At 67.1% G+C, this 26399-nt stretch carries 24 protein-coding genes and 1 pseudogene; 12 read left to right on the plus strand and 13 right to left on the minus strand.

Annotated elements, in window-relative coordinates; all coding sequences use genetic code 11:
- Positions 1 to 51: 51 nt before the first annotated feature.
- A complete protein-coding gene (locus tag ACQEVM_RS37050; RefSeq protein WP_433086836.1) occupies positions 52 to 3603 on the minus strand; it encodes an ALF repeat-containing protein in 3552 nt (1183 codons plus the stop codon).
- A gap of 513 nt (positions 3604 to 4116) precedes the next feature.
- On the opposite strand from ACQEVM_RS37050, the gene ACQEVM_RS37055 reads away from it, so the two are divergent.
- The 4 genes from ACQEVM_RS37055 to ACQEVM_RS37070 all read left to right on the plus strand — a co-directional run bounded on the left by ACQEVM_RS37055 (position 4117) and on the right by ACQEVM_RS37070 (position 8469).
- Positions 4117 to 4497: a hypothetical protein gene (locus ACQEVM_RS37055; protein WP_433086838.1), complete on the plus strand. Its 381-nt coding sequence runs from the start codon at positions 4117 to 4119 to the stop codon at positions 4495 to 4497.
- Positions 4498 to 4572: 75 nt separating this feature from the next.
- Positions 4573 to 6195 carry a S1 family peptidase gene (locus ACQEVM_RS37060; protein WP_433086840.1) on the plus strand — a complete coding sequence of 541 codons (1623 nt, stop codon included), beginning with the start codon at positions 4573 to 4575 and terminating at the stop codon, positions 6193 to 6195.
- A 350-nt stretch (positions 6196 to 6545) separates the two neighbouring features.
- Positions 6546 to 7490, plus strand: coding sequence for an endonuclease/exonuclease/phosphatase family protein (locus ACQEVM_RS37065; protein ID WP_433086842.1), 945 nt, complete (start codon positions 6546 to 6548; stop codon positions 7488 to 7490).
- Positions 7491 to 7755: 265 nt separating this feature from the next.
- Positions 7756 to 8469 (plus strand): helicase associated domain-containing protein, encoded by a 714-nt coding sequence (locus ACQEVM_RS37070; RefSeq protein ID WP_433086844.1) that lies wholly within the window; start codon positions 7756 to 7758, stop codon positions 8467 to 8469.
- 841 nt (positions 8470 to 9310) lie between these two features.
- On the opposite strand, the gene ACQEVM_RS37075 is transcribed toward ACQEVM_RS37070, so the two are convergent.
- The 3 genes from ACQEVM_RS37075 to ACQEVM_RS37085 all read right to left on the minus strand — a co-directional run bounded on the left by ACQEVM_RS37075 (position 9311) and on the right by ACQEVM_RS37085 (position 11510).
- Positions 9311 to 10288: a helix-turn-helix domain-containing protein gene (locus tag ACQEVM_RS37075; protein ID WP_433086846.1), complete on the minus strand. Its 978-nt coding sequence runs from the start codon at positions 10286 to 10288 to the stop codon at positions 9311 to 9313.
- Positions 10289 to 10303: 15 nt separating this feature from the next.
- Positions 10304 to 10522 (minus strand): hypothetical protein, encoded by a 219-nt coding sequence (locus tag ACQEVM_RS37080; RefSeq protein WP_433086848.1) that lies wholly within the window; start codon positions 10520 to 10522, stop codon positions 10304 to 10306.
- An 850-nt stretch (positions 10523 to 11372) separates the two neighbouring features.
- Positions 11373 to 11510 carry a hypothetical protein gene (locus tag ACQEVM_RS37085; RefSeq protein WP_433086850.1) on the minus strand — a complete coding sequence of 46 codons (138 nt, stop codon included), beginning with the start codon at positions 11508 to 11510 and terminating at the stop codon, positions 11373 to 11375.
- Between the two features lie 21 nt (positions 11511 to 11531).
- Here ACQEVM_RS37085 and ACQEVM_RS37090 point away from each other — a divergent pair, with 21 nt between their 5' ends.
- Positions 11532 to 12596, plus strand: coding sequence for a hypothetical protein (locus ACQEVM_RS37090; RefSeq protein ID WP_433086852.1), 1065 nt, complete (start codon positions 11532 to 11534; stop codon positions 12594 to 12596).
- A gap of 31 nt (positions 12597 to 12627) precedes the next feature.
- Here ACQEVM_RS37090 and ACQEVM_RS37095 read toward each other — a convergent pair whose 3' ends face one another.
- Entirely contained in the window at positions 12628 to 13257 is a 630-nt protein-coding gene (locus ACQEVM_RS37095; protein ID WP_433086854.1) for a class I SAM-dependent methyltransferase, read from the minus strand.
- Positions 13258 to 13826: 569 nt separating this feature from the next.
- On the opposite strand from ACQEVM_RS37095, the gene ACQEVM_RS37100 reads away from it, so the two are divergent.
- On the plus strand, positions 13827 to 14906 hold the full coding sequence (locus ACQEVM_RS37100; RefSeq protein ID WP_433086856.1) for a hypothetical protein: 1080 nt from the start codon (positions 13827 to 13829) through the stop codon (positions 14904 to 14906).
- Positions 14907 to 15578: 672 nt separating this feature from the next.
- On the opposite strand, the gene ACQEVM_RS37105 is transcribed toward ACQEVM_RS37100, so the two are convergent.
- The 3 genes from ACQEVM_RS37105 to ACQEVM_RS37115 all read right to left on the minus strand — a co-directional run bounded on the left by ACQEVM_RS37105 (position 15579) and on the right by ACQEVM_RS37115 (position 16800).
- Positions 15579 to 15761, minus strand: coding sequence for a hypothetical protein (locus tag ACQEVM_RS37105; protein WP_433086858.1), 183 nt, complete (start codon positions 15759 to 15761; stop codon positions 15579 to 15581).
- 259 nt (positions 15762 to 16020) lie between these two features.
- Positions 16021 to 16299: a hypothetical protein gene (locus ACQEVM_RS37110; protein ID WP_433086860.1), complete on the minus strand. Its 279-nt coding sequence runs from the start codon at positions 16297 to 16299 to the stop codon at positions 16021 to 16023.
- 105 nt (positions 16300 to 16404) lie between these two features.
- Entirely contained in the window at positions 16405 to 16800 is a 396-nt protein-coding gene (locus ACQEVM_RS37115; protein ID WP_433086862.1) for a lipocalin/fatty-acid binding family protein, read from the minus strand.
- A gap of 715 nt (positions 16801 to 17515) precedes the next feature.
- On the opposite strand from ACQEVM_RS37115, the gene ACQEVM_RS37120 reads away from it, so the two are divergent.
- The 3 genes and pseudogenes from ACQEVM_RS37120 to ACQEVM_RS37130 all read left to right on the plus strand — a co-directional run bounded on the left by ACQEVM_RS37120 (position 17516) and on the right by ACQEVM_RS37130 (position 20691).
- A complete protein-coding gene (locus ACQEVM_RS37120) occupies positions 17516 to 17761 on the plus strand; it encodes a hypothetical protein (protein ID WP_433086864.1) in 246 nt (81 codons plus the stop codon).
- Positions 17762 to 18926: 1165 nt separating this feature from the next.
- A pseudogene (locus ACQEVM_RS37125) lies at positions 18927 to 19736 on the plus strand (IS5 family transposase).
- 66 nt (positions 19737 to 19802) lie between these two features.
- Positions 19803 to 20691, plus strand: a protein-coding gene (locus tag ACQEVM_RS37130) for an IS5 family transposase (RefSeq protein ID WP_433086866.1) whose coding sequence is annotated in 2 segments (ribosomal slippage) — positions 19803 to 20333 and positions 20335 to 20691 — 888 coding nt in all. Because the reading frame shifts where the segments join, the coding sequence is not laid out codon by codon here.
- Positions 20692 to 20702: 11 nt separating this feature from the next.
- Here ACQEVM_RS37130 and ACQEVM_RS37135 read toward each other — a convergent pair.
- The 5 genes from ACQEVM_RS37135 to ACQEVM_RS37155 all read right to left on the minus strand — a co-directional run bounded on the left by ACQEVM_RS37135 (position 20703) and on the right by ACQEVM_RS37155 (position 24012).
- Positions 20703 to 21098: a hypothetical protein gene (locus ACQEVM_RS37135; RefSeq protein WP_433086868.1), complete on the minus strand. Its 396-nt coding sequence runs from the start codon at positions 21096 to 21098 to the stop codon at positions 20703 to 20705.
- 400 nt (positions 21099 to 21498) lie between these two features.
- On the minus strand, positions 21499 to 22302 hold the full coding sequence (locus ACQEVM_RS37140) for a hypothetical protein (protein WP_433086870.1): 804 nt from the start codon (positions 22300 to 22302) through the stop codon (positions 21499 to 21501).
- Positions 22280 to 22837, minus strand: coding sequence for a hypothetical protein (locus ACQEVM_RS37145; protein ID WP_433086872.1), 558 nt, complete (start codon positions 22835 to 22837; stop codon positions 22280 to 22282). The genes ACQEVM_RS37140 and ACQEVM_RS37145 overlap by 23 nt, the downstream gene beginning before the upstream one ends.
- A gap of 56 nt (positions 22838 to 22893) precedes the next feature.
- Positions 22894 to 23262 carry a hypothetical protein gene (locus ACQEVM_RS37150; protein WP_433086874.1) on the minus strand — a complete coding sequence of 123 codons (369 nt, stop codon included), beginning with the start codon at positions 23260 to 23262 and terminating at the stop codon, positions 22894 to 22896.
- A gap of 393 nt (positions 23263 to 23655) precedes the next feature.
- A complete protein-coding gene (locus ACQEVM_RS37155; protein WP_433086876.1) occupies positions 23656 to 24012 on the minus strand; it encodes a hypothetical protein in 357 nt (118 codons plus the stop codon).
- A gap of 412 nt (positions 24013 to 24424) precedes the next feature.
- Between ACQEVM_RS37155 and ACQEVM_RS37160 the strand changes: the two genes are divergently transcribed.
- The 3 genes from ACQEVM_RS37160 (at position 24425) to ACQEVM_RS37170 (ending at position 26229) form a co-directional block, all read left to right on the plus strand.
- The gene (locus ACQEVM_RS37160; protein WP_433086878.1) at positions 24425 to 25483 is read left to right on the plus strand and encodes a hypothetical protein; all 1059 of its coding nucleotides are present in this window, start codon (positions 24425 to 24427) and stop codon (positions 25481 to 25483) included.
- The gene (locus ACQEVM_RS37165; RefSeq protein ID WP_433086880.1) at positions 25480 to 25707 is read left to right on the plus strand and encodes a hypothetical protein; all 228 of its coding nucleotides are present in this window, start codon (positions 25480 to 25482) and stop codon (positions 25705 to 25707) included. The genes ACQEVM_RS37160 and ACQEVM_RS37165 overlap by 4 nt, the downstream gene beginning before the upstream one ends.
- A gap of 237 nt (positions 25708 to 25944) precedes the next feature.
- Positions 25945 to 26229 (plus strand): TrmO family methyltransferase domain-containing protein, encoded by a 285-nt coding sequence (locus ACQEVM_RS37170; protein ID WP_433086882.1) that lies wholly within the window; start codon positions 25945 to 25947, stop codon positions 26227 to 26229.
- Positions 26230 to 26399: the final 170 nt, after the last annotated feature.

The raw sequence follows: 26399 nt of genomic DNA on the forward strand, positions 1-26399 counted from the left end.
CCTCGCTCTGACGGCCGGGTGCGGAAAATCGCCGCACCCGGCACGGTCTAACTAGATCGGGTGTGCCGTCACTACGAACCCGGTCACCTCGTCCAGCACCACTCTAATCCCGGTCGCTGTGCGATTTCCATACTTCGCACCCATTTTTCCGAGATCCCTAAAGTGATTGAGTTCGTAGACAATCCCCGGGCGGCCGCCGGTATTCGGCGATGCCTTACCTTCGTCGATCGTCTTCTGGATCGCAGCCATGAGCTTGTTGTCGCCCTTGACATACTTCCCCTCGAACACCCCGGCATCGGGATCAAGCTTATTCTCCGCCCCTCCCGAACGGTGGCGGCTGTTAACATGCTTGATAGCATCGTCGCCGTTCTTGGGGTTGATCCAAACCGCCCTGGGGCGAGCGCTGCGCGCACTGACGGCCAGCCACTCGACCGAATTGCTGCCCCAGGTAAGAGCGGCGGCGCCCCTGTCGCTGGCCAAGAGGCCGGTGCGGAGAGCCTTCCCGAAGAAGCTCGCAGCCTTCCCCACCGGCAACGGAGCAAACGCCACAACCGCCATTGCGCAGGTCTTTATGTTCAGGGTGTTGTAGCAGTCGATGCCGTCCCTGATACCGAAGCCGACGAGTACTCCCTCGCGGTAGGCGTCATAGGAGACCTGCTTGTCGTGCATCCCTGCATAGATTGCGCACGAAGTGGCGTACTTGGGGTCGCACTGCATGGTGTTGGCTTTTTTGGCCTTCTCTGCCTCCTTTCGGAGACGCTCCTCCTCAGCCCCGAGACGGGCCTCGTACTCCCGTCGGTAGAGCGTGAGGTAGGAGTCATACGCTCGCTTCTTGGCGGCATCGGCCGCCGTCGCCTGCTCTCCGGCCGATATGGCCGCCTTGTAGGCGTCGTCAGCGTATTTGTTGGCCATCGCGGCCGAGCCCTGTGCCCAGGAGAAGGACTGCGCGGCGAGCTGGGCGGATATCTCGGCGTTGACGGCATCGCGTGCCGCAGCGTCTGCCGCGCCGCGTGCCGCCTTGGCCGAGGCATCGGCCTTGATTGCAGAGTTGGCAGCTGCCTGGGCCGAGGCCTTGGCTGACTGCGCGAAACCGGCGGCGGAATCGGCAGACTTCTGGGCGGCTGTCGCAGCTTCCCGCGCGGCCTGTTCCTGGGAGTTGGCCACGGCCGCAGCCTGGGCAGCCTTGAAGGCGTTGCTCTGAGCGATGGACGCGACGCCTGCTGCATCCGAGATCAGGCGTTCGATCTCCTTGTTGTGGGTGTTAGCCAGGTCGTCCTTGTACTGGGCGGTGAAGCGGCCCTCCTGCACGAAGTCGTGGACGAGTGCAGGGGTGCCGGACAGGGCGATTTGAGCTTCGGCCTTGACCTCGGGTCCACTGGTGCTCAGCAGACTCATGGCGAGGACTCGGTCGTCGGTGGCCCTGGCTTCGTACTGTCCCCGGTTAAGGAAGCCCAGGAGCGATTCTGCGGTGTCCTTCTCCAGCGCCGATTTGCCAGCCTCCTTGACAGTCGCCCCGCCGAGCGACATAACCTGCAGGACCTTCACACGGTTGTCGGTGCGGGCGGCCTCAAACTGACCGACGCGCAGGAACTCGTGGATCTGCTCGGGGCTCTTGGTGAGGGCCGTGATGGCCGCGGTGCGGACGGCTTCGGGCTGATTGGAGTCGGTGAGACCCTCGACCAGAGTGCGGTCGTCATCCTGCGAAGCGCGCTTCCATCTGGTCCTCAGGTAGTCGCGGACTTCCTCGTCGCTGCCACCCAGCACTTCCAGCGCGGCCTGCTTGGCCCAGGGGCCGCGGGACTGTGCCGTGGCCAGGGCGAGCTTGCGGCCCGCGCCAGCGAGCTCCTTGACATCGACGTCCGCCTTGGCCGCTTCCAGACTCAAACGGGCGGCCTCCGCGTCGACCTTGCCCCGGTTGTCGATCATCTGGTTGGCGGTGATCTGTAGCGCATCGGTCTTCTGCTTGAAGTCCTTGGCTACCTCGATGGCCTCGGCGGTGCGGCCGGCGCGGTCCTCGACTTCGGTGGCCAGGACGATCTGGTGGGCCTCGGTGGCCTGGTTCACTGCGTTCGTCGCCGTGTCGGCCGCCGTCTTGGCGTCGGCAGCGTGTTTCGTCGACTCGGCTGCCGCTTGTGCGGCCTGTCCAGCGTGATCTGCGGCGCGGCGTGCCTCCGTGGCGGCATTCCGCGCATGGATCGCGGCGGACTCGGCGGCCTTACCCGCCTTCTGCGCCGCTTCCCTGGCCCTGCGGGCCAGGGAAGCGGCGGAATCGGCCGCGCGCTTGGCCTCGTTGGCGTGGCGTCGGGCCTGATCGGCTGCCTGTCGTGCCTCGTGGGAATTCACGCCGGCGGCTGCGGCGAAGTCATCCGCATCGTCTGCGGCGTCTGCCGCTTCCAGGGCGTTCCCTGCAGCCCCGTAGGCTGCTTTGGCGGCATTCTCCGATGCGTTGGAAGCGTCGGTGGCGCGGCGGAGGGCCTCAGCTGACATTTCGGCCGCGGCGGCGGCACGATCCGCCTCGTCGGCGAACTTGCGCGCGTCGGAGGCCTTGCCCTCGTTGCCCCAGGCGTCCTGGGCCGCACCGTAGGCACGGGTCGCGGCGTTGGACGCGCCGATCGCCGCCGCAGAAGCCTGCGAGGCCGCGCTGGCCGCGATTCGGGCCGCGAGGTTCGCCGCCTTGGCTGAGCTGATGGCCGTTTGGGCCGCCTTGGCTGCCTGGCGCGCGGCCTCGGCAGCCGTCGCCGCCGCGCTCGCGGCCTTGAGGGAATCGTTACGCGCGGCCTCGGTCTCCTTTGCCGCGCGTTGCGCGGCTTCCCGGGCCTCCTTCGCGTGCTCGACCGCGCTCTTCGAGCTCTCCTCCGCCAGCTTCGTGGACCGCTCCGCCTGCGCGCCAGCCTCCTTGGCCTGCTGGGCAAGTTGGGTAACGGTCGAGTGTTCCTGGTCGCGGTTGCGGGCGACGTACTGCCCGAAGTCCAAGAATTCCTGGACGTCTTCTGGGGTGCCCTTGAGCGCGATCTTGGCTGCGGCCTGGACGTTGGGACCGCCGGTGCTCAACACGGACATCACCGTCACACGGTTGTCCGTATGGCGGGCGGCGTGTTGCGTGTCCTCCAAGAACGTGCGGACCTCGTCCGGGGTTCCCTCAAGCGCCTTCTTGCCAGCCTCGTACACGCCGGGGCCGCTGGTGCTCATGATGGAGAGCGCCTCGACCCGCCGGTCCTGCGCGAGCGGCGCCTGCCAACCCTGAAGCAGGAACGTGCGGACGGTTTCGGGGTTGTTCGCCGCCAAGGCGGTGCGGGCCGCTTCCCTAACCCCCGTGCCGCCGACGCTGAGGATGCCGAAGGCATCGACTCGGTCGTCTAGCGCCCTCAGCGTCTCCTCCATGCCCAGAAGGCGGCTGATGTCCTCATCGTTGCCGGTCAGTGCGGCCTCGGCTGCGGCCTTGACTCCGGGGCCGCCTACGCTCCACAACTCCACGACCTGAGCCCGAGGTGTCAGCGCCGGCAGTTCGCCGTCGTCCTCGGCCGCCGCAGACGACGCGGTGACCAGGCCCGTCAGGAGGGCCAGTGGCAGTGTCAACGCTGTCGCCGCGCGCGCCCGGCCCATCCACGCTCCACCGGGTTTTGGTCGCCTTGCGCCAGTTTGGCGCAGAACCATTCTCATACACATGCCCTTTACATTCATTGTTTCGAACAGCACTACGGTGCGGTGAAACGATCGCGTTCACGTTGGCCGTCTACGACAGCGGCCAGGAGTGCCCCGATGACGGTCCAGAGCGACAGTGAAGATCGACTGTCTTTGCAGGTGGCGGCAAGTCTGCAGAGCGGACTGCCGCATGGTCTAAGTCAGTTGACAAGGCCGCCGCTTCGCTGGAGCGACGCCCCCTGGGCCGCGAAGCAAGATCGTACTGGTAGATTCGCGCAGCACTTTACTTCCCCCTTACCCAGCCGATTTCGGTCGGGTCCACTCTCACGAGGAACAACACCTGTGATAATCCGCGCCCGTCGGGCCCTGCTCAGAACTGCCTTGATACTGGGCATCGTTGGCGCCGGGGCCGCAGCGCTCGCCGTGGCCCAGCCCATCACCGTCGCCACTGCGGCTGCCAGCGATCCTCAGGCCATGCCCTATGCAGTCGAGGACTTCGCCTACCCCGGCGCCGCCCAGATCGAGCAGCAGCAGGGCATCAAGGTCGATCGAGGCAATGGCCAACTGGTCTTGGTCGACTGCGCACAGCCTTGGGATGTCATGGTCGAGACCCGCGTCTCGGGCGGCCGCAACTACTGCTTCGACGCCTTGGGCGCGAACGGCTACCTCACCGTGGAGATCCCCAGCGCCTTCGGCATCTGGACCGAGAGCAACGCCGTCCAGGCCAAGCTGACTGCCGAGGGTAAGACGACCACCGTCGAGGTTCCCAAGAACAGCGTCAAGCCCGTCGGTGAGGGTGACGGCACCACCGGCAACAAGCCGTCCATCCTGGTCGAGCTCCGCATCACCGGGTAACGCCACAGACTGGACCTCTCCACGCCGCGACGCACCACCGCATCAGCCGTTCCTCATCATTCTCAAGGAAGACCCATGTCTGCTCAGCGACCACGCCCCGCGTGGATAACCACCAGCCTCGTCGTCGGACTCAGTCTCCTGTCTGCCGGGTCGGCTCAGGCCGTCAGCGGTACCCCCGGGGCTGACGGTCAGCACGCCTACACCGTGAGGCTGAACGTGGGCGACGAAGCCAACAGCCGTGCCTGTAGCGGCACGTTGGTCGATGCCTCCTGGGTCCTGACCGCCGCGAGCTGCTTCGCCGCCACCCCCGGTGTAACGGTCCCGGCGGGCCCGCCGGCACTGAAGAGCACCGCGACCCTGAGTGACGGCAAGACCGTCGACGTGGCCGAGCTCACACCTCGTGGTGACCGTGACGTCGTCCTCGCTCGCCTGGCGAGCCCCTCCAGCGGCATCCAGGGCGTCAAGCGGGCCGGTTCCGTCACTCCGACCGGCGCGGAACTGACCGCGGCCGGGTTCGGGCGTACCAAGACCGCGTGGGTCCCTGACAAGCTCCACACTGGCAAGTTCACCCTCGACACCACCGACGCCACATCCTTGGCCCTCACCGGCAAGGGCACCGACACCCTGTGCAAGGGCGACACCGGCGGCCCCCTCCTGAACGCTGCCGGCGAACTCGTCGGCGTCAGCAGCCGCTCCTGGCAAGGCGGCTGCCTCGGCACCGACCCCACCGAAGCCCGCACCGGTGCCATCGCCGCCCGCACCGACAACCTCGGGGGGTGGATCGACGAGATCCGCGCCAAGGCGCCCGGCTGGAAGACCCAGGCTCTGGTTCAGTCCGGCAGCAGCCTCTACCAGGCCACGCGCCTCAACGACGGCTCCTGGACCGGTTTCCAGGACGTGCAGGGCAAGGCCTCCTCCCTCGGTGGGATTCGCGCCTCGGGGGCCACGGGCATGAACGGTGACACCCACGTCGTCGCGATGAGCAACAACGCACGGCTGTTCCACACCGTCCGCAAGCAGGACGGCACCTGGACCCCCTTCGGGGACGTGTTCACCGTCGCCGGTGAACTCGGCAACCTGACCGGTGTCACCACCGCCAACATCGGCTGGGACCTCCACGTCATGGCCATCGCCGACGGGAAGGCACTGCACACCGTCCGCAAGCAGGACGGCAACTGGACGCCCTTCCGTGACGTCTCAGGCGGCCGCACCAACATCACCGCCGCCGCCATCACCGGCGTCCGCGGCGAACTCGAAGCCGTCATCGTCAGCAACGGCAAGCCCTTCCACAGTGTCCGCAAGGCCAACGACACCTGGGGCACCTGGGGCGACGTCACCGGTCAGGCTGGCCCCGTGGGACCCATCACCTCCATCAGCGCCGCCACCGGCAACGACGACGCCCACTTCGTCATCGCCACAGACAACGGCACCCGCCAGTACCACACCATCCGCAGCGCCAACGGCCAATGGGCACCCTTCGGTGACCTCAAGTCCGTCCTGGGCACCGTGACCGCCAAGTCCGTCGCGGCCACCCACGTCAACGGCGAGGTACAGCTGGCCGTCACCACCAACGACAACAAGCTCCTCCACACCATCCGCCACACCGACCGCACCTGGGACAACCCCGTCACCGTCGCTCTCCAGGGCCTGCCCGGCGGCCCCAGCCAGCTCGCCATCACCGCCACCTGGAACGGCTGATCCAGCCACAACCAAACACCCCGGCCCAGCGGCTGGCCCCCGCATCCCCTGAGCAACCCAGACGCTGCCAGCTCCGCACGGCCTTCGTGCGGAGCTGGCAGCCGACGGACGCAGCACGGCAGCTGCGATTGCGACGTCCGCAGATCGCAAACCGGATCGGTCGAGGTCAAGGACGGTTGGCGTAACCCGCAGTCTCGATCGAAACCCACCCGTTCCCCCGCGCCGACGCATCAAAGTCAACGGGGAGGCGAAGACACCGCATGATGCGACCCGGCCCGCCCCAGTACAGAGGGCGGGCCGGGTCGCATCCCTTTCCCCCCTTCACCAGTCGCCCGCTTCAAGGAGTACGTGTGATCCACCGCGCCCGCAAAACCCTCGCCGCGCTCGCCGCGCTCGCCGCGCTCGCCTTCATGGGTGTCGGCGCGAGCGCCTACGCCACCCAGTCCGCAGAAACGGCCGACGGTGAGAACACCATGCCCTACGCGGTCGAGGACTTCCCCCCGAGCCTTCAAGTCCTGTCGTGGAACATGTGCGGCCCCCAGAGGGCGACGTGGAACTGTTCGGGGACCGGGACGCCCGAGGACAAGGTCGGCGTGATCACCCGCCAGGTCGCGGTCAATCGCGTGGAGGCCGCTCTTCTCCAAGAGGTCTGCGAAGACGACCTCACCCTCCTCATGAGCCGCCTCGGTACAGGCTGGAACAAGACGTTCGCGCCCTACCAGTGGTCACAGGAGGGGAAGAAGTCGAACAGCCGCTGCGGAGAGGACACCGGACGCGCCGACCGCATCGGCACGGCCATCGTCGTCAAGGGCCAGATCAGTGACGCCAACACCTACCCCCTCACCCAGCCGACCACCGGACTCCAGTCACCCTTCCAATGCGCGACGGCGACGGCGTCGAACACACGCCTGTGCAGCGTCCACGCCTCCAGGCGGGGTGTGAACCCCGACCATCCCGACTGGGACTACCGCGACGACCAACTCGCCGAGATCAAAGCCGTCGTCAACGGCCACCCCCGCGTCGTCTTCGGCGGCGACTTCAACGCGCTGCCCCCACACGACCCCGACAACACCACCGCCTGGGTATGGCCCGCCGGCCTCTACCCGAACGCCGCGGGGGCCCCCGGATACGAGGAATGCGACCAGAACAACGCCACCGGCACGACCCGCCCCACCCACGCATCCGGCGCGAAGATCGACTACATCTTCACCAGCCTCCCCAAGAACTGGTGCACCGTCACCACAACCCCCCACTCCGACCACCGCGTTCTCATCGAGAGCATCAAGACAAGCTGACCCCGGCCACCACGGCACCGCCAGTCGTCGTCAAGCGTGCTGCCACCAAGCACCGGACCCGGCGCGGACGGACCTACGGCGCGGCCACCCTCCTGAGTACCAGAGAGGGCGGCCCGTCCGGATCGGCCTGGAAGAAGGCCACATCCCGGCTCTTCGTATAGAGCTGAATACCGGCAAGCATGCCGAGTCCACCGTCCTTGACCGTCAACCGTATCCGCTCGGCAGGTGGCTGTCCGACCAGCGCCGCACCCTGCGCGCCGGCTCGATGCTCGCCGAGCGGGCCGCCGACCTCGACGCCCTCGGGATCGTCTGGGACCCCGCCGACGCCGCGTGGGAAGAGAACCTCGGCGCGGCCCGCGCCTACCACGCCCTGACCGGCACCCTCGCAGCTCCCGTCACCGCGACCATGCTGGAGAAGCCCGTCGGTCAGTGGCTCGCCAACGCCCGAAAGGCCGGCTACGACAAGGAGTCCGACCGCGCCAAGGCGCTCGCCGCGATCGACCCGGATTGGCGGCCGGCGTGGCCGATCGACTGGCAGCGCCGCCACGCCGCCCTGCGCGGCCTCGTGGAGGCCGGGACGGCGCTGGACGCCGTGATGCCCGGCGTGACGGTCCACGGTGACGACGTCGGCCAATGGCTGGCCACCCAACGCCGGGACTGGGAACGGCTGAGCGTCGAGCAGCGCGAGCGCCTGGCCGCCCTCGGCGTCACCGCCGCCCCCCGACCCGTCGAGCCGGCCCGACCGCGCCGGTCCACGGGCAACGCGTTCGACCGGGGCGTCGAGGCCCCCGCCCAGTACGCCGCCCGAGAGGGACGCGTCGTCGTCCCCCGGGCCCACACCGAGGTACTGCCGGACGGGACGGCGGTCCGACTGGGGGGGGTGGCTGTCCAATACCCGCAGCCGGCGCGACGGGCTGAGTGCCGAGCAGCGCGAGCGCTTGGCCGTGCTGGGGGTGGACTGGGCCTGTCCGCTTCTTGAAGGGGCGCCGGGCTGGGTCGGTCCGCCTCACGACGTACCGCCCGACCCGGCAGGGCAGTACCCATTTCCACAAGCTCACAAGTCCCGGCCGTGGAACGCGGCCTGTCGCCCCGTCCGCGTCTTCGAGGTGGGCGGGGCGACGTACGGGATCGACCTCTTGCCGGGGGCCGCAGCGCTCCGGCCAGCGGTGTTCCGTACACGGCATTGACGTTTCACTCAAAGCGGGACTCCGCGACACCCACCGGCGGGTGTCGATGTGTCAGCTTATGGGCGTTTCCGGTAAGTGAGACATGCGTCTCTTCCGCTCAACTGGTGCGCCGCAAACCTCGTGTCGCACGGACAGGTTCCTGACCTGCGGCTACTCGTCTCGGCAACGCGCAAGTAGCCGTGCTTTTAACCGAGGCGCTGGAGGTCCAATCAGGCACTACGGCGGCCCCAATGTTCAGTACCGGTGCGGGTGCCCGGCCCGTCGGTGGGCCGAGGACCCAAACTCTCGACCCGACACGTGGCCGACAACAGCCCACGACGAGGCCGGTTACCCACCCCGGACATTTCCGTCACACACGCCTGCGCACTACACGTACACCATGTGATCGTGGCCCTGACATTCACTGACCGCTACACCCACCCGGCCCGCGCACGGCACAGTCGATCACCGCGCACCGGCGCACCACCAGGCGCACTTGATCACCCCATCACCTAACCGGAGCAGCACAGTCCGTAACAGCCGTTCTGCACGATTCTTCGCACAGAATCAAGAAAACCGAAGAGCAGTCCGAATCCGCGCACCCGGCCAATCCCTGCTGCTCTTCGACGCGTACAAAGGCCCCCTGTCGAGGCGTCAGGGCGCGTTGTCAGGTGGTGGGGAATCCTCGACGGGCGGGGGTGATGAGGGGGGTGTAGCGGCGGGGGGCGCGTATCGGAAGTCCGGACCCGGTGCGGCCGGCGGGTGGCAGGGGTGGGAGGGGGCCGCGCATGAATCGGGGAGGCGGTTCAGGGGGTGTGGGGGGGTGCTGTGGTAGACGGGCACGATGTCGCTCTTCTCCGTCGTGGCGACGACGTAGAAGTTGATGAAGTCGGTGAAGGCCTGGTGCTGTGTGCGCGGGTGTCCGCGGCCGGTGGGGGTCGGTCCGATGACACCTGGCAGGTCCGAGCCCGTGCCCAGGTGTCGGTCGGTGCGTTGTCGCGGCAAGGCGGGGGCTTCGGCCCCCGCCTCCCCGATGATGCGGTCCCAGGCCTTGCCCCACTCCTCTGTCTTGCGGCGGGACATCCCCAGGGCGTGTGCGAAGGCGACGACGTGGCCGCGGGTGGGAACGGCGTCGCCGCGCAGGACGGCGCCGAGGCTGCTCTTGGGCAGCCGGTGTCTGCCGTCCTGGTTCTGGCCGGCTCGCTGTTGCAGTTGGGCGAGGGAGGGCTGGCCGTCGCGTGCCCTGAGGTGGACCATCGCGCGGCGTAGTTCTCCCACGGTCTCGATGACCTTGGGGTGGGAGTAGACCTGGACGACTTTGTCGGCCAGGTCCTCGAACTCTCCCGCTCGCCTGCGGCGGGTGTGTTCGGCGGCGCGGGCGGCCTTCCACAGGCGTCGCCCCTCGGCCGCATCCCCCTGGCAGGCGCGGGCGAAGGCCTCGACAACCTGCCACGTGGGCACGGTCTTTCCGCCGGCCGCGCGGGAGAGCATCGAGGCGGTGAAGTCGTAGTTGATGTGCTGGGCCATTGCCGCGTAGGTGAGCGCCGCGCGCCGGCGCTGGGCACGAAGCCACAGCGCCAGCGCTTCCATCTGGCGGGTGTCGGCGGCAACGGCGTTCTCACGCCGTCCCATGACGATGCGCCACCCCTACCGGCTTGTCGAGCTGCATCCGCCCTCGGTGGGGCGCAGCAGGTGCAGGATGACGGCTGCGGTTCCGCCGAGCAGTTCGATGATGCCGAACACGGGCAGGCCGGCGACGGTGAGGACGGTCGCGAGGATCATGATGATGACGACGATGAGGATTTCTCCGCCGGTGAGCGGGCGGCTGCCGGGTTGCGGGTATCCAGCCGGGGGGATGTTGCGCATGAGGACTTCCCTTGGTTGTCGATCAGCACCAGTCGCGCCTCTGCGGAGGGATGCGCGACTGATGGGCTGCACCAAACAGGTCCGGCAGGGCTTCCAGACCCTGACCTCCAGACCGGTCGGATCTTCTCACCAGTAATCCCGCGATCACAATCCGTTCCCCTTCTGCGGGGAGAGTTGATTCGTGATCGAACTGGCGAGGAGACCCCCAGGGGGGCGAACTCATGGCCGGACGAAACGGAAGCGGAACCAAACACGCTGCTCAGGCTCTGTAAAGCCGAAGTGTTGATTCAATTTCGGCCAGGTCGGCGTTGCATAGGCGGTAGTCGCGATGCCACCCTCTGAGGGCGCCGGTTCCGGACACACTCCGGGGCCTCCCTGGCGTTGTGGCTGCACCACGAAACAGGGACCGGGCATCCCGCGTCTTCCAGCGCGGAGCCCACCACGAGGGTGGCGCATCCCCCACGGGATGCGGCCACCCTCCGCCACGCGATGCCCGGTTGCGGCGAAATGCCTGCCCGGCTTGAGATCCGGCCCTGGGAAGGACACCGCGAAGGGCGAATGCGCGACGGCCACCGACCACACCCCGGGGAATGACGTTCTGTCACGAGACGGCAGTAGCGGGCACAGCACGAGGGCGTCGACCTGGTCCTCGCCGACGACGGCGACGACATGGTCCCCGGACAGCTTGCCGTCCCGATAGAGGACTGACCCGCCCCGGAGGTGAGGAGCAGCACCTCGCCGGCGCGCGTGCTGCCGGTCACCTGCGCCGTGTCCGCTCCGCCCGCATGCCGTCGGTGCGGCCGGGCCTACCCGCTTCCCGGCCGCCAACGCCACCCTCGGGTGGAGCCGCTCAGATGTTGGCGTCGATGAACTCCGTCATCTGGTCCTTGGAGAGGCTGCCGACCTTGGTCTCCTCGACCATCCCGTTCTTCTCGGCGCGGAGAGCCCGCTGTCGATATTGACCTGGCTCTACACCCGCAAAGGGCAACCAGGCTCACCCGAGGACCTGATGCGGCAGCTCGGCCGAGGGCAGATCGAGCTGACACACGAGGCGTTCCACGCCCTGGAGCCCTGGCGGGCCGCCTCCCACCTGCGCGAACTGCTTATGTCCTGCGGGGTCCTGCCTGCAATCGACAAGCAGATCTGCCTCTTCGAGCGGTGGCTCGTGGGCCACCTCGCCGCGATCAGCGACCCCGAGCATGCCCAGATCGTGCGCCGCTTCACCACCTGGGAGGTCCTGCCCAAGCTCCGCAGGAACGCGGACTCCGGCCCGCTCACCACCTCCAGCCGCAAGTACGCAGGCGACCAGGTCAAGCACGCCACATCCTTCCTCCAGTGGCTCACCGAGCATGGCCTGGACCTGGGCACCTGCCGCCAGAGCGACATCGACCTCTGGCACGTCGAGCACACCAGCCACAACCGGAACACCATCCGGCCCTTCCTGCTGTGGTGCGCGACCACCAAGCTCACCCGGCGCTTCGCGCCCCCCGCGGCCAAGATCAGCCAAGCCGCGCCGATCTCCCAGGACCAGCGCCTGGAACTGCTCGGTCGCCTCCTCACCGGCCACGACCTGCCGCTACGAACCCGAGTGGCCGCGGGCATCGTCCTGCTCTACGCCCAGCCGCTCACCCGAGTCGTGCGACTCACCATCGACGACGTCATCCACGGCGACCACGTGCTCCTCCAACTCGGCGACCCACCCTCCCCGGTCCCCGGGCCCTTCGCGGACCTGCTGCTGGAATGGGTCAGCAGCCGCGACAACATGAACACAGCCACGAACCGCGGCTCCCGCTGGCTCTTCCCCGGCCGCCGGGCCGCACAGCCGATGAACCCCTACTCGCTCGCCGCCTCGATCAACGATCTCGGCATCCCGACAACCGCCGGCCGTGCAGCGGCCATCCGCCAGCACGTCTTGGAGATGCCCGCACCTGTCGTTGCCGACGCCCTCGGCTACCACCAGGTCACCACCGCCAAGCTCGCCTCGCAGACCGGTGCCACCTGGAGCCGGTGCGCCGCCGGTGACCACCTACGGTCACCATCCGGCTGGACACCACAGCGAACTGACGACCGTTGAATGCGCGAGCTCACCAGTAGAAGGCCATGCTCTAGCGGAGGCGGGCCAGCAAGTGGGCGTCGAGGAAGCCCCGCTCAGAGGCCGGGTCGTGGAGCAGCCGGGCGAACGTGACGAGCCCGGCCCGGGCCAGCAACTCGGCGAACCGGTCCGCCGGCCAGCTATAGGCAGGCGTCACCTTGTGGTCGAAGCGGACCGGCTCGGGCCCGTCGGTCGCGAAGAACGAGGCCAGGAGCAGGCCCCCTGGTGCCAAGACACGCGCCTGCTCGGCGAGCAGCGCGGGTAGTTCCCCAGGAGGGGTGTGGATCATCGAGTAGTGGGCCAGCACGCCGCCGAGCGCGCCGTCCTCGACTGGCAGGGCCTCCATCCGCGCCTCGTCGAACTGCAGCGCCGGATGGGCCCGTCGGGCGTGGTCGACCATGGCTGGGGAGAGGTCGAGCCCGAAGGCGTCCAGCCCCAGGTCATGCAGCATGGCCGTCAGATGTCCGGGCCCGCAGCCGACATCGGCTGCCCGCAGGTTCCCCGTCCCGCGCACCAGCTCGGCAAAGGTGCCGATCATGTTCCGCGAGAACGGCTGCGTCTCCAGCCGATCAGCGAACATCGACGCATACAGCTCGACGACCCCGTCGTAGGCCGCCCTGGTCTCGTCCTGGTGCTCCACCACGGGAAGGAAGCTAACACCCGCCGTTCGCAGCTGTTCTCCCGCCCCGTGCCGAATCCCGCGCCCATCGCCGCGGACGCTCTCGGCTACCACTACATGGCCGCCACCCAGCTCCGCAACGAGGCCGGTGGGAACTTGAGCCGATTCGCAGCTGGCGACCACAGGCGGTCACCAGCTGGCTGGGTTCCTCGGGGAACCGGCGACAGTTGATTAGGCGATCACACCAGTACCGAGGCCGTTACTGCAGACCCCCACCCCGGGGTGAACCTGATCGACGGGGAACGTCGGGGCGACCGAGGACGTCACGGAATTGGACACGCTTTAAAGGGCACTGAGCGTGTACCGGTCGGGCGAGCTCGTCTGAAATCTTCCGCATCGGGCGTCGTGACGGGCCCTCAGCGCGGGGCAGCGACCGAGTCGGTCCCGGGCCTGCGGCTCGTATCTCTTCTGGTTGGGCCGGATATAGCGCCCTGTTTCCGGATAGCCTGCCGCTTGTCTCAAAAGCCCTCACTGGTCGCATGAACCGATCCCTACAGTGAGTAATGGATCAACCACGCAATGTAGGGAGTTACATGCTCAAGCACTGCCGTGTCCTGGGTGCGTTGGCTATTCCGGCAGCCCTCACCCTGGCGATGACGTCTCCGGCCGCGCACGCGGATGCGAAGGCGGAGACGACCACGACGGTCACCTTCGACACTGCCGGGAAGCAGGAATGGACGGTTCCTGAGGGGGTCACCAGCGTCACCCTGGAGATGTGGGGCGGTGGTGGTGCGGCGTCGGGCGGCACCGGCGGCGCGGGCGGCGGGGGCGGTGGCGGCGCGTCCGGCCCGAAGGGGCTCGTGGGTGCGGGCGGCATGGGCGGTGGCGGGGCCGGCGGCAACGGCGGCGGTGGCGGCTCCACCGGCTGGCACTCGGTGTGCACGGTGCCGGTCTATCCCGGCTATCCGCTCAAGGTGAAGGTCGGCGCCGGCGGGCGCGGCGCCCAGGGCACCGCGGGATCGGCGGCGGTCGGCAAGCGAGGCGCGTACGGCGCCATCAAGGCGAGCGGGGGCACCAACGCGCCCGCCGCCGCCCAGAGCGAGGCATCGCGCGGGAACAACATGGGCGACGACACCACCATCGAACAGTTCGACCGGGCGCTCGCGACCAGCTTCGGATCCGGCGCCATGATCAAGAAGGGCCCGGTGGGAGCTCCCGGCGGCGGCGGTGGCGGCTGGGGCGCCGCCAGCGCCGTCCCCGGCATCCAGGGCTACGGCGGTACCGCCAACGGAACCGGTGGCGCCGGTGCCTCCATGAGCGTCCCTAGCAACTACTGCAGCAGTAATCAGCGGGTGGACATCGACGGCAAGGAAGCCTTCCAGTTTGCGGCGCCGGGCCAGGAAGGAATGGTTGGCGCGAACGGCGGCCGCGGCAACAGCGACGGCGACCTGAACGGCGGCGCCGGAGGCGCGGGCGGCAAGGGCGGCAGCATCGACCCCCGCGGCTACGGTGACGGGGGCACCGGCGGCAAGGGCGGCGACGGCGGCACCGGCGGCCTGGGCGGCGAAACCGCGGGCGCGGACGGCGCGGACGGCAGCGTGGGCCAGGACGGCGCGAGGGGCGGCGACGGCCACTCCGGCGCCGCGATCATCACCTACCGCACCACCTCCTGACCCACACACCACACAACGGTGCCCTCCCCGACAGCAAGCACGAGGAGGGCACCACCGACCTCCGGCCCGGGTGAGCCTCAAATCCGCCGCCGACGCCGAGAAAGCCCACTTCCGGCGAGATGCCAGACACCTTCTGACTGCCATTCGTACCGCACGGTCAGCACCGCCGCGTTCAACGACCCAGCGCCTCCAGCTCGACCGTCGCCAGCGGGCCGCGCTCATCGAACCGTGGAAAACTCATCGCCACTCCCCACCCCAGGTCTGGATCAGTCCCCGGCGCGTCACCCGCCGCAGCGGCGGGTGACGACTGCAAGCGGAGACGCGTTGCCACCCGACTGGCTACTGGTGGATACGGTCGTGGCTACGATGCGCAAACGCCCCGCGCACTCACAGTGCGCCAAGGGCGAGGGTCCAGGGGCCAGAACCTCGTTCTCGTGAACAAAGCCACCCCGCCCACGCCCGTGTTCCAGTGCCTGAACGAGGAGCGCTGGTAGCCGGCCCGGCCGCCCGGCCCGAACCCACTCATGTCGGTGATGAGCAGCGCCCCGTCCGCGCGCTCTTGCGTGCTCCGGCTCGTGACGTCGAGCAACTGTCCGTCCAGGGGTCCGCCGACGAGTTCGACGTAGACGTGCCCGGTCCGGGGCGGGGTCGCCGCCGTGCACCCGCGGATCGTCACTGGCTCTCCCGGTGGGCGCGTACCGCGTCGGTGTACAGCCCCCGGGTCAGGTCCGCCTGATCGATGCCGAGGTCGGTGAGGACCTGGCGGACGTCCGCGAGGGCGTCGCCCAGGTGCGTCTCCTCGACCAGGGTCTCCACCTCGATGAAGGTGCCGTCGATCTCGGGGACCTGGACCACGGTGGCGAGTATCCGGCGACCCCGTTGTGAGAGCAGGCCCAACGCCACCGACTGTGCCGACGCACGCCCACAGCTACCAGCACACCCGTTCACACGGGTGGGGCTTCGCCCGAACGGCCCGCACACCGGGCCCAGACCTTCAGTTTCGGCCCGGGCCGCTCCGGGTCCGCTGCGCTCTCCCGCCCTGAACACGCCTCACAACATCCAGGGGTTCAGCCCGTCGAGCAGGCCCCTCCCCCGCCGGCCGGGAAGGCCGTGGCTATCGCGCGGGCTGATTCGCCTTCCAGACAGCCAACTCCCTGTCGTACCTGGCCTTGTCCTCCTGGGCCTTGGCCTCGTACGGAGCCTTCTCCTCATCCGTCATCTTCAGCCACGCATCGGACACAGTCCTCGCCTCGTGGATGATGTCAGGGTGCGGATTCCCTTCCAACATCCGCAGCCGCTCCTTCTGCCCGAACAAGATGTACGCGGACGCCGGCGTCTTGGGGGCCGTCGGGTCCTTCTTCCTCTTCTTCGCCGTCAACCGTGCCTTACTCATTCCCGGCTCCCTCCAGCACATCCCACACAGGACGACACTCGCCCCCAAGAAGATCATTCCCAACCCCCGCCCCCACCGCAGCCCCATCATGGGCACCGGTCGGGGTCAGGTGGTGATGCGCTGGTAGGTGGTGGTGGCGGTGATGCCGTCCGTGCTGACGGTTTCGGTGAGGTCGTCGCCGTCGAACTTCCAGATGGCCGTGATCTCGCGGACGCCCCTCATCTGCTGGATCAGCCGGGCACCGTCCTGGCGGGCCATACCGATGCCCTGCGCGCCGTCGGGCATCTGGAACCGGAACTGCCGGCCGAGCTCGAACTCCTGGGTGTAGGTGCGGCTGGGGTAGACCTTGGCGAGAGTGACGGCCGGGTCCTGGAAGGTCACATCGAGGCGGAAATCACCGAGTTCCTCTTCCGCCTGGTCGAAGCCCACACCGATTGCCTTGAGGTAGACGTCCCAGTCCTTGCGGGACACGGCCTGGTAACTGCCACTGCTCAACGTCATGAATCCTGCTCCCGTTGTGTCGTATCCGGCCGGAGACGGTCACCGTGAGCGTAGGCATGGGCGCGGGCCGGCCGAGTGGGATCCGGACAGTCCCCGAGGTCCTCCGGAGCCGGCTCCAGGCCACCACGGTTCGGAGCCCGGCCCACGACGGACAACGCCCCGGAGGGGGCGTGTACTGCCCGGTCGAACACTCTCCCCGGTTCGGATCGATTCTTCGCCCACCGCACCCTGACCAGCACCCCTCGGGAGGCACGTTCACGCGTCAGAGGAGGGAGCGGTCACCACCGGGATACGCGCGGACCGGGAGATTGGCCGGAAGTGGATCTTCGCCACACCCGTCCGGACGCCGCGGGTACACAGTCATACCCCGGGTGCACAGACCCCCGCGATCTCCTCGAATTCCTGCGGCGTGCCGGCCTCGACCCCGATGACGTCGACATCGACGGGGTGGGGCTGATCGAGTGGCACGGCGGTGGCCCGGCGGCCAAGGAAAGGCGCACCGGCGCCCGGTAGGGTCGCCGTACCCGCGCCGACAGGGAGTGCGCAGGGCAGGGCCGTGCATGGACAGGCTCACCCCTCGAAGATGCGGTACAGCGGCCCGAAACGGCCCATGCAGTCCCTCACGGACCGCCGGGGCTTTCCGCCGCCCGCCCGTGCGCGGGAGCAGATGCCCGAAACGCGCCGCTCGCCGTCAGGTCGTCCCTACCCTGACCCCATGGACGACCTGACGGACACCGACGTGCGCGAGATCCTGCGGCCCCACCGGGACGGCGGCCCCATCAGCCGGCTGTACGCGACCGGAGAGATCACGGACGACACCGTTCCCGCCCTCGGAATGCTTTCGGTCGAGCTGGACGAGCAGGAACTGCACGAGAGCGGGGAACGGGTCGGGGACGTGATCGCCTACGCGCGCGGTGCGGGCGAGCGCCCACCCGTGAACGGCTGGACGAGCAAAATCTGACCCTGCCGGCCGCAATTCGAACGACTATCGGTAAAAGATCGAACCACTACGCAAGGTGTGATCCCATGACTTTCTGAGCCGCCTGAACAAATCCGCGGTGATATTCACCCCACCTGTTGACCGCATCGCTCTCGTCGCGAAGTTGAGAAACTAACTGCGAATATTCTTCGCTCGGCTCTCCACCCCCACCCGATTCCATTCGGCGGAGCATGTGAAGCTGTGCTATTCGAACACCGAGGGCTGTGGCTATTTTGAACCGCACGGAACGAAACTTCCAGCGGTCCGAGGATATCAATGCGGGAACTGCAGCGCGCCAAGTCTCGGATCAGATCTGGCGTCGAGGAAATGTCTCCCTCTATTCGATGGACAAGTCGAGAGAGTTGAGAGTACGTGTCATCGAACCTTTCATACGCTTCCAACCGTTGTTGACGAAGCCAGTGTGCATGTTCGGCAGCAGCCTGATCTTTCACCTGTTGCTTGACGGCTTGGGCCGACCTCTCGGCTCCGGTCCTTGCGCCCCACACAGCCGCAGCTCCGCCAACCACTGTTCCCAACACCCCGAAGCCTGCCGCGATCAGCGCGGCCACACCCTGGTCCATGGGTGGCATTCTGCCGGACACCCTCCTTCGGGGAGGGGAAGTTGAAAGATTCTTTGGATCTTTCCCCGCACCCGCCGCCTTCCGTGCGTGTGAGTGCGCGGGGGTTCGCCTGAGTTCGTGGGTACCGCTTCCTGACGGTGCGTAGCGGATATCGCTAATGCGTGATGAAACCCGGTCACCAACAGGTCTATTACCTATGCAGGAACCCTCCGGGGAACCTGCTGCACACTCCCGCACGCCGTGAAGGCGTTCGGGGCCGAGGGATGGTCACCTTCATGCGGTGCCGGGGCGAGTCTGGCGCGGCCACTCCAGCCGGGGGCCGCGCCTTTCTCATACCAGACTGTGAGGCGTGACCTTTCCTTCCGAAAGGAATCACTTACTATCGAATTGACCTGCTGGCGATGCGCTGAAGTCTTCACCCGTGGCCTCGGGGTCCCTCGGGATCGACCGGGGCTGTTCCGCTGCCCGCAGCACCCGTACCGGGTCGCTACGCGGCGTCGATCGCCGGTCGGCGTCAGAGGGCTTAGTAGTCATCTCATTTGGCCCTCGCGGGTAGGCTGTCGGTCATGGTGGGGATCGTTGAGCGGCTGGTGCCGGATGAGTTGTGGGAGTTGTTTCAGCGGGTGGTTCCGGAGGCGCCGTCGCGGCCTCAAGGTGGAGGGCGGCGCAGACACGGTGACCGGGAGGTGCTTGCCGCGATCGTGTTCGTGGCCACGTCGGGTTGTACCTGGCAGCAGCTGCCAGCGGCCTCCTTCGGACCGTCCGGGGCGACAGCCCACCGCCGCTTCTCGGAGTGGAGCAAGGCCCGGGTGTGGGCGAAGCTTCACCGCCTGGTCCTCGACGAACTCGGCGTCCGCGGCGAGCTGGACTGGTCCCGCTGCGCGATCGACTCGGTGAACATGAGGGCCTTGAAAAGGGGGGCCTGACAGGTCCGAATCCTGTCGACAGGGGCAAGTTCGGGTCGAAGATCCATTTGCTCACTGAGCGGACCGGTCTGCCCCTTTCCGTCGGAATCTCGGGCGCGAATCTGCACGACAGTCAGGCCCTCGAACCCCTCGTCCGCGGCCTACCGCCCATCCGATCCCGCCGCGGCCGCCGACGGCGCAAGCCCGCCGAGCTCCACCGCGGACAAGGGCTACGACTACGCCCACCTGCGGAAATGGTTACGCGAACGCGGCATCAAGCACCGCATCGCCCGCCGAGGCTTCGAGTCCTCACAGCGGCTCGGTCGCCACAGATGGGTCGTCGAAAGGACCATGTCCTGGCTCGCCGGCTGCCGCCGCCTCCACCGCCGCTACGAACGCAAGGCCGAACACTTCCTCGCCTTCACCAGCATCGCCTGCACCCTCATCTGCTACCGCAGACTCGCCAAATGAGATGACTTCTTAGGGGCTGTCCGATGGGTCGTGTGACGCTCCTGCCGGGAACCCGTTCCGTGGGACATGGGGCGAGGAGATCTTTCGGATGAGGAGTGGGCTCGGCTGGAGCCGCACTCACCGACGAATCATGGGCGGGGTGGACGCTGGAAGTGCCACCGTCGTGTGATCAACGGGATTCTGTTCCGGCAGCGGACTGGCCTTCCCTGGCGGGACCTGCCTCCCTGCTTCGGTAGTTGGAAGACGGTTCACGACCGTCATCGCAGGTGGTCGGCGGACGGCACGTGGGAGAGGATCCTGCGGGCCGTCCAGGCCGACGCCGATGCCGAGGGCCGGATCGACTGGAGCATGGTCAGCGTCGATTCCACGACCTGCCGCGCTCATCAGCACGCGGCCGGCGCCTCCACCCGTGCCCCGAAGATCCCGGGTCGGCGCAGGAGCCCGGCACGTCACCGTCCCGATGAGGCCCTGAGACGCTCGCGAGGCGGGCTCACAAGCAAGATCCACCTTGCCGGGGAAGGCGGGTGCCGCCCGCTTGGGTTTGTCATCACGCCCGGTCAGTGGGGTGACGCACCGCAGATGATTCCCGTCCTGGAAAGAGATCCGCGTGCCCCGGCGGACTGGTGGACGACCGCGCACCCGGCCCGACCATGTCGGTGGCGATAAGGCGTACTCGTCACGCCGCAACCGGCGTCACCTGCGCAGACGCCAGATCAAGCACACGATCCCCGAGCCGAGAGACCAGCGGGCCAACCGCCAGCGCCGCGGCAGCCAAGGAGGCCGACCTACGGGGTTCGACAAGGCGATCTACCGCCGCCGCCGCAACGAAGTCGAGCGGACCATCAACCGGCTCAAGAACTTCCGCGCCGTCGCCACGCGCTTCGACAAACGGGCGTACGTCTTCCACGGAACGGTCACTGTGGCGGCGATCCGCCTATGGCTCCGTCCAGAGTGAAGTGCCCCGACTCAGAGGGCCTTGGCACCCGGGTAGTGGTGGCGAAGTTCGCTGAGTACGCGCTCGTCGACAGCCTTGACGTCCCACACGGAGCTGTCGAATTCGGTCAGGACGAGCACCAGCTCGTCCCCGGCGAACCCACGTGCTTTGGCATCGATCAGTTGGAGGAAGGGGGTCGTCAGCGACAACAGTGTCAATGTGTCCATGCCGGCGGCGGCGGACCGTCGCTCCATCTCGACACAGCGAGGATCGACGATCTCGTCGAACTCGACGCGCCACGTCAGGTCCAGGCCGAAGCTGCCGAGGCGAACCAGTAGCTCAGCCAGGGTCACGTAGTGCTTTCCGTGCCAGGCAGGAAACGTGATCCCCTTCATCCCCGCCTCTGCTTCGGCTGTATCGCGCGCCATGCGCCCCCCTTCGTTCCAGCGAACAGTAGGCCACGTCCCTGATCAGCTCATACGACCCATCGGACAGGCCCTAGCGCCATGAGGGCGAAATCAGCCGCCTGTCACACGAGAACTCCCCAACCGAAACGGGGGAAGTGGCCCGTTCCGGTTGGGGAGTCCGTAAGACGCTCAATCCGTAATTGAGACGTCAGACATCTCGATCAACAGCCCGGGGGCCTCGTTCGTTTCGCTTCACGGACCGTCACCCGATCGGTGGCCACATCGTAGAAGCTCAGTGCACCGAGAGCAGCACCAACCCGTTCATCCAGACTGCACAGCCCCAGGTCAGGGCCTGACGACTGCTCAGATTCGCTGACCAGCGACAGGGCCCTCTGGCGTACTGGCGGCTCCGACACCAGGCTCAAGAATGCAGAATCTCTTGAGCCCAGATGACGGACGGGTAGGTGGCCGCGAATGCGAAGACGAAACTATTGAGCCCCATCAAGAAGGCCACGCACACATGAAACGACATCGCTACACCCAGAAAGGCCATCGTAGATCCCGAGGGCAGAACGAAGATCAGCGGAAAGGTCACCTCGAACAGCAGGGTGCCATAAGTGGCAAGGATGAACGGTGCCGGTCGCCTCCGTGCGATCCGCGCGATCCATTGTGCACCGTAGGTTCGGGTGGAAATGATCTCGGCGACAGCGATCCCAGAGCGCCATGACGGGCCGAAGAGTTTGGCCACGCCAGCAGCGAAGTACGCCAACGTCAGCTGGCCGGCGATGAAGAACAGGCAAGCATGCTGCGCCAGCGAACCTGAGGGAGACAGGCGTGCCAGGAGCAGGGCGGCCGCGGCGATGAGTGTGATCTGGTCTGAGCCATCGTTCCCCTGCGGGGTCGCATGGTGGGAGAGAAGGATCAGCCCGACCAGTGCTCCGCAAACGAGCGCCGAGGTCGAAGGCCTGACTGTAAGCATCAAAGCGCAGCCGAGCAAGGCCCTGGACAGGAACGTGATCCAGACCCTGTGTCCGCCGAAGAAGAGTCCAAGGACGCGCCCCGATACTCCGGTCGCAGTATCGACTCGGCGGAGCCTCGAGATATTCCAGGAAAGCAGGCCCTGTTGCGGCAGCAGAGATCGGGCAGCAGCAGCCTCCACGGCTGTGATGCAGGCGGTAAAACCGATGAGACGCTGCGTCAGATCAAGGGCGAGCTCGGCCGTCACCGCACGTCACCTTCTTCGTTGACCGTACGTGCAGATTCGACAAAAGTGTGACAGTGGAAGGGACATCGGAATTATATCCGCCCACACCGACCACCATGAACTGCAGATGCGTGGAATCGACTTGGCTGTCGATCGAAGATACCAACGACAACAGTTGCAGGTATGAGTTGTGCAGAACGCACTGAACATCCGACTTCGGCGGCGCCGTCAACAGGTTGTTGATAATGTCGGAGAAGGCTTTGCCTTGGCGCTTGGCAGGGTTCCAGACGCAGTGGAACCATCGCCATGGCGAGTCCACCTGAATCTCACGCCACGGCCCTAGATCACCGTCACTCCACGTTCGGACAAGGAGGTAGTAGTCACGAGAAGCCGGGCGAGGAGCGAAGAACGTGAAGACAGGAAGGAGCGGGCTGGCCCAAGATTTATCCCACCACGACAGCAGCACGTTCCGTGCCTTCTTGTGCTGAGCGGCGGCGGAAGCCGCCAACCAGATCGCCAAGACGGCGCACACGGTGCATTCCCAGATCTCCGCCACGTCCAACGCCTTCCCCGCCGCAGCCCCGCCCCGGTGGGGCTCTTACTGAAGGAGGTCTACTTCTCATCCGGAGAGGGATTCGCCGAGTGAGCGGAAATAATCTTCTGCTTGATCTCGGCGAGAGTCTCGGCGCTCGCACCGCGACCCACCTCGTCGACCAGATGCGCCAGTGCCACCAGGTCGGGCGCATCGGATTCAGCTGGGACGGTCTTTCCCACTCCGAAGATGTCTCCGACGAAGTCAGCGACGTCGTTCGCCGCTTCAGTAAGGAAGTCACCGAATGCGGCGAGGTCAGCGGCGGAATCCGCGCTCGCCTCTCCTGGGCCTGCGGCGGGGTAGGCGAAAAGGCCTGCTGAACCTCCCAGACGCAGGTTTTCACCCATCGGCTGCAGATCACCGATGATCCTGTCCAGCTCGGTGCTCACGAGCCCGGCCCTGCGCCCTTGCATGCGCCCGAGAGTATCCGCCATCTGAATGCGCGCTGCCGCCAGTGTGATGATCCGAGCGTAACTATTAGCATTAGGGCGGCTGGGGTTCTTGTCAGGCAAGGATTCTCCCTAGGAGTACGGAGGCTGCGCCGTCACAAATATATAGAGACCGGCAACTCAAATCAATTACCGCGCCGCGTTTGAACCCTGGAATAGTGCCGCAGTGCCCGAGGGCCACCACGCAAGACGCAGTCGTCAATGCCGGGCGCCTCGGCACGCGTGAACGTCAGCTTCGCCGGGAAACTGGGTCCACGAGAGCTTTCCAACGGATCCCGGCACTGAGGGCCCCAGCGACGCCGAGTGGCGGGTACCAGGAAGCCTGCCACAGCGCTACTCCTCGACGGCCTCCTGGCGACGGACCACGGCCGTGCCAAGCGCCAGGTGGGTGCTGAAAGCACCAGGGCCACCCACGAAGGTGCCCACAGGCGTATCCGTCGCAGTAAACCAATGAACGCTCGTAGCGACGACTCCGAACGCGCTGAGGAATCGAAGCTTCTGGCCGACAAGGGTCTCAATGGGGGCATCGAGCTCGACCATTCCCGAGCTGTTGAACAACGGTTCAAGGTCACCAACCCGCACCAAGCAATCCCCCCGGATCTCAAAGGCCACCCCTTCGTGCTCAATTCTCGTGTCAATGACAGTGACCGCCAGGGTCAACGGGTCACCTTCGACCGTGAACGATGTCACTGCCGAATAGGAATGGGTCCCGGCCACACTCGGCAAAACGAACGCGCGCCCCGCCACCCGCCTCTTCTTCTGTCGCTCGAGATCCCACCGAGCCAGGTGGGCGTACACATCAGATGGTTCCATCTCCGTCCTCTCTCTCCAGCGACGCCCATGCCTACCCAGAACACGACGCGTCGTGGCTCCGCCGATCGGTTACTTCAGATGCCCTTTCAGTGCGTCCGCGCCCGCAGCCTCATTCGGGGTGGAGGTGAACGACCTGATCGCGGGACGCAGGGGCGTTTCAAAGTCCTGGTGATCACGTGAGTCCGCAGGCCAGGGGCGCTTGACGGGGGCCGTCACTCACGCAACGAAGCTCCGGTTGAACGGGGTGACCTTCCCAAGTCGCCCTGAACCACCGGAGCTGCGATGTGCCGTGCCGAGAACGGCGACGAACTCCAGACGAACAAGTCAAACCGTCACGCACTGGGTTCGCTACGGTGTCAAGCCGTGCGGCAGCGCCGGGAGGTACCTCGCCGAAGCACTGTCGCGACGCCTGGGACGCACCGTCACCCTGGGGGAGATCGGCCTCATCGAGCCCACCCGTGATCTGCTGGACTGGCGCACGGATACTCTGAGCGCCCTGGCCGATCTCGGGAGGATCGACACCGTGGACATGGACCGCAGACGGGCCCTGGGGACTGCGGCTTACTCGCTCGCTGGCCTGGCCCTGCCAGGCAGCTCCTGGTGGGACCGCATGGCCGAACAGGGCAACCGACGGCGCGCCGGCCGCGCCGTCGTAGGCCGCGGCGACCTCGACGCCGTCCGCGACATGGCAGCCCTGTTTTCCACGATGGACCAGCGCCACGGTGGCGGCCACGCCCGCACCGCCGTCGTGCAGTACCTCGTTGGCGAAGTCTCCACCTACCTCAACGGCACCTTCACCGACGACCAGGTACGGCGGGGTATGTACTCCACCGCCAGCGAACTCGCCTACCTCTCCGGGTGGATGGCCTTCGACAACGGAGACCACCCGGCCGCACAAAAGCAGTTCACTGTGGCGGTGAAGCTCGCCGCCGAGGCCGACGACGCCGCGATGGCCGCGCACGTCATCCGCGCCATGGCCCACCAGGCAAACGACCTCGGGCATTCCCGGCCCGCCCTGGCCCTCGCCGCCGCCTCGGTCGACGGCAAGCAGTACAGGCCAGCCCCCGCGAACGCGCCCTCCTCGGGGTCGTCCACGCCCGCACCCTCGCCGCGACCGGGCAGCCGAAGGCCGCCACCCACGCCCTCCTCCACGCCGAAAACGACCTCGCCGCTCTGCCCGCGAAGGGGACGAAGAACCGAGCCGCGTGTCCTTCTTCCAGGAAGCCCTCGCCCACGAGACCGCCCTCGCCCTGCGCGACATAGGCGACCTCCCCGGTGCCGAGCAGCAGCTCCAGCGCAGCGTCCGCACCCGCAAGGCGACGTCCTTCAAAACGGACCCACGCTGTGACCCTCGGCTATCTCGGCGGCATCCAGGCCCGCCAGCACCGCATCGAAGAAGCCTGCGCAACGTGGGCCGCCGCCCTCAACGCCATGGACGGAGTCCGCTCTGGCCGCACCCGTCAGGCCGCCACCGACATGCGCACCGCCCTGTCCCCGCTCCGGCAGCGCGGCATCCCCCAGATTGCCGACATCGACCGCCGGGCCGCCGCGTACCTCGCCGCAACCGCCTGACCCTGACCCTGACCCGCAGGAAGGAACCCCTGTGCCAGACCGCGAAGCATTCGAAGTGGAAGTCCTCGGTCACGTTATCGGAGGCCGGATAGAGCCCACCGATGACTACTGGGGCGGCGCCCAGGCCATCATCCGCCTCGACGGCAGCCGCTTCACCCCGGACGCGACTCAGGGCATGGAGGAGTTCTCCCCACTTGGAGGTGGTCTTTCCGCTTCCACCTCAGCGATCCCAACGACATGCCCCTGCAGCCGCGCCGCCACCGCAACATGCGGCGACCGAACTGGCTCGGCATTTCCCGCTGTCGTCTGGTCAAGGTCGACGGCCTGGACCTTCACGTCGAAGACCTCGACGCCGTGGACGGAACCCCCGTCTTGGAAGTAAAGCCCTGGTTCGAGGAGATGGGCCCGCGCGGCAAGGTCCGTCAGGCGCAGTGGACCACCGACATGCTCGGCGAACTACTACGCCCCCACCAAGGACTGACCACCGGCTTCGGGGCCGCCCCCAGAGCGCGGAGACAGTAGATCGCCTCCACCGGGACAGGTTGCCGGTGGAGGCGCTGCCTTTCATCGAGCTTTACGCAATCGCCCCCGTGACGTCAGGCCGGCGCCGCCGGGGGTCACCGTGGCCGGGGTGAACGCCATCCTGGCGTTCCGAGAATGTCGAACGCATGACGGCCCACACCTACCCACGC

Source organism: Streptomyces sp. CA-243310, from assembly GCF_050936775.1.
Classification (GTDB): domain Bacteria; phylum Actinomycetota; class Actinomycetes; order Streptomycetales; family Streptomycetaceae; genus Streptomyces.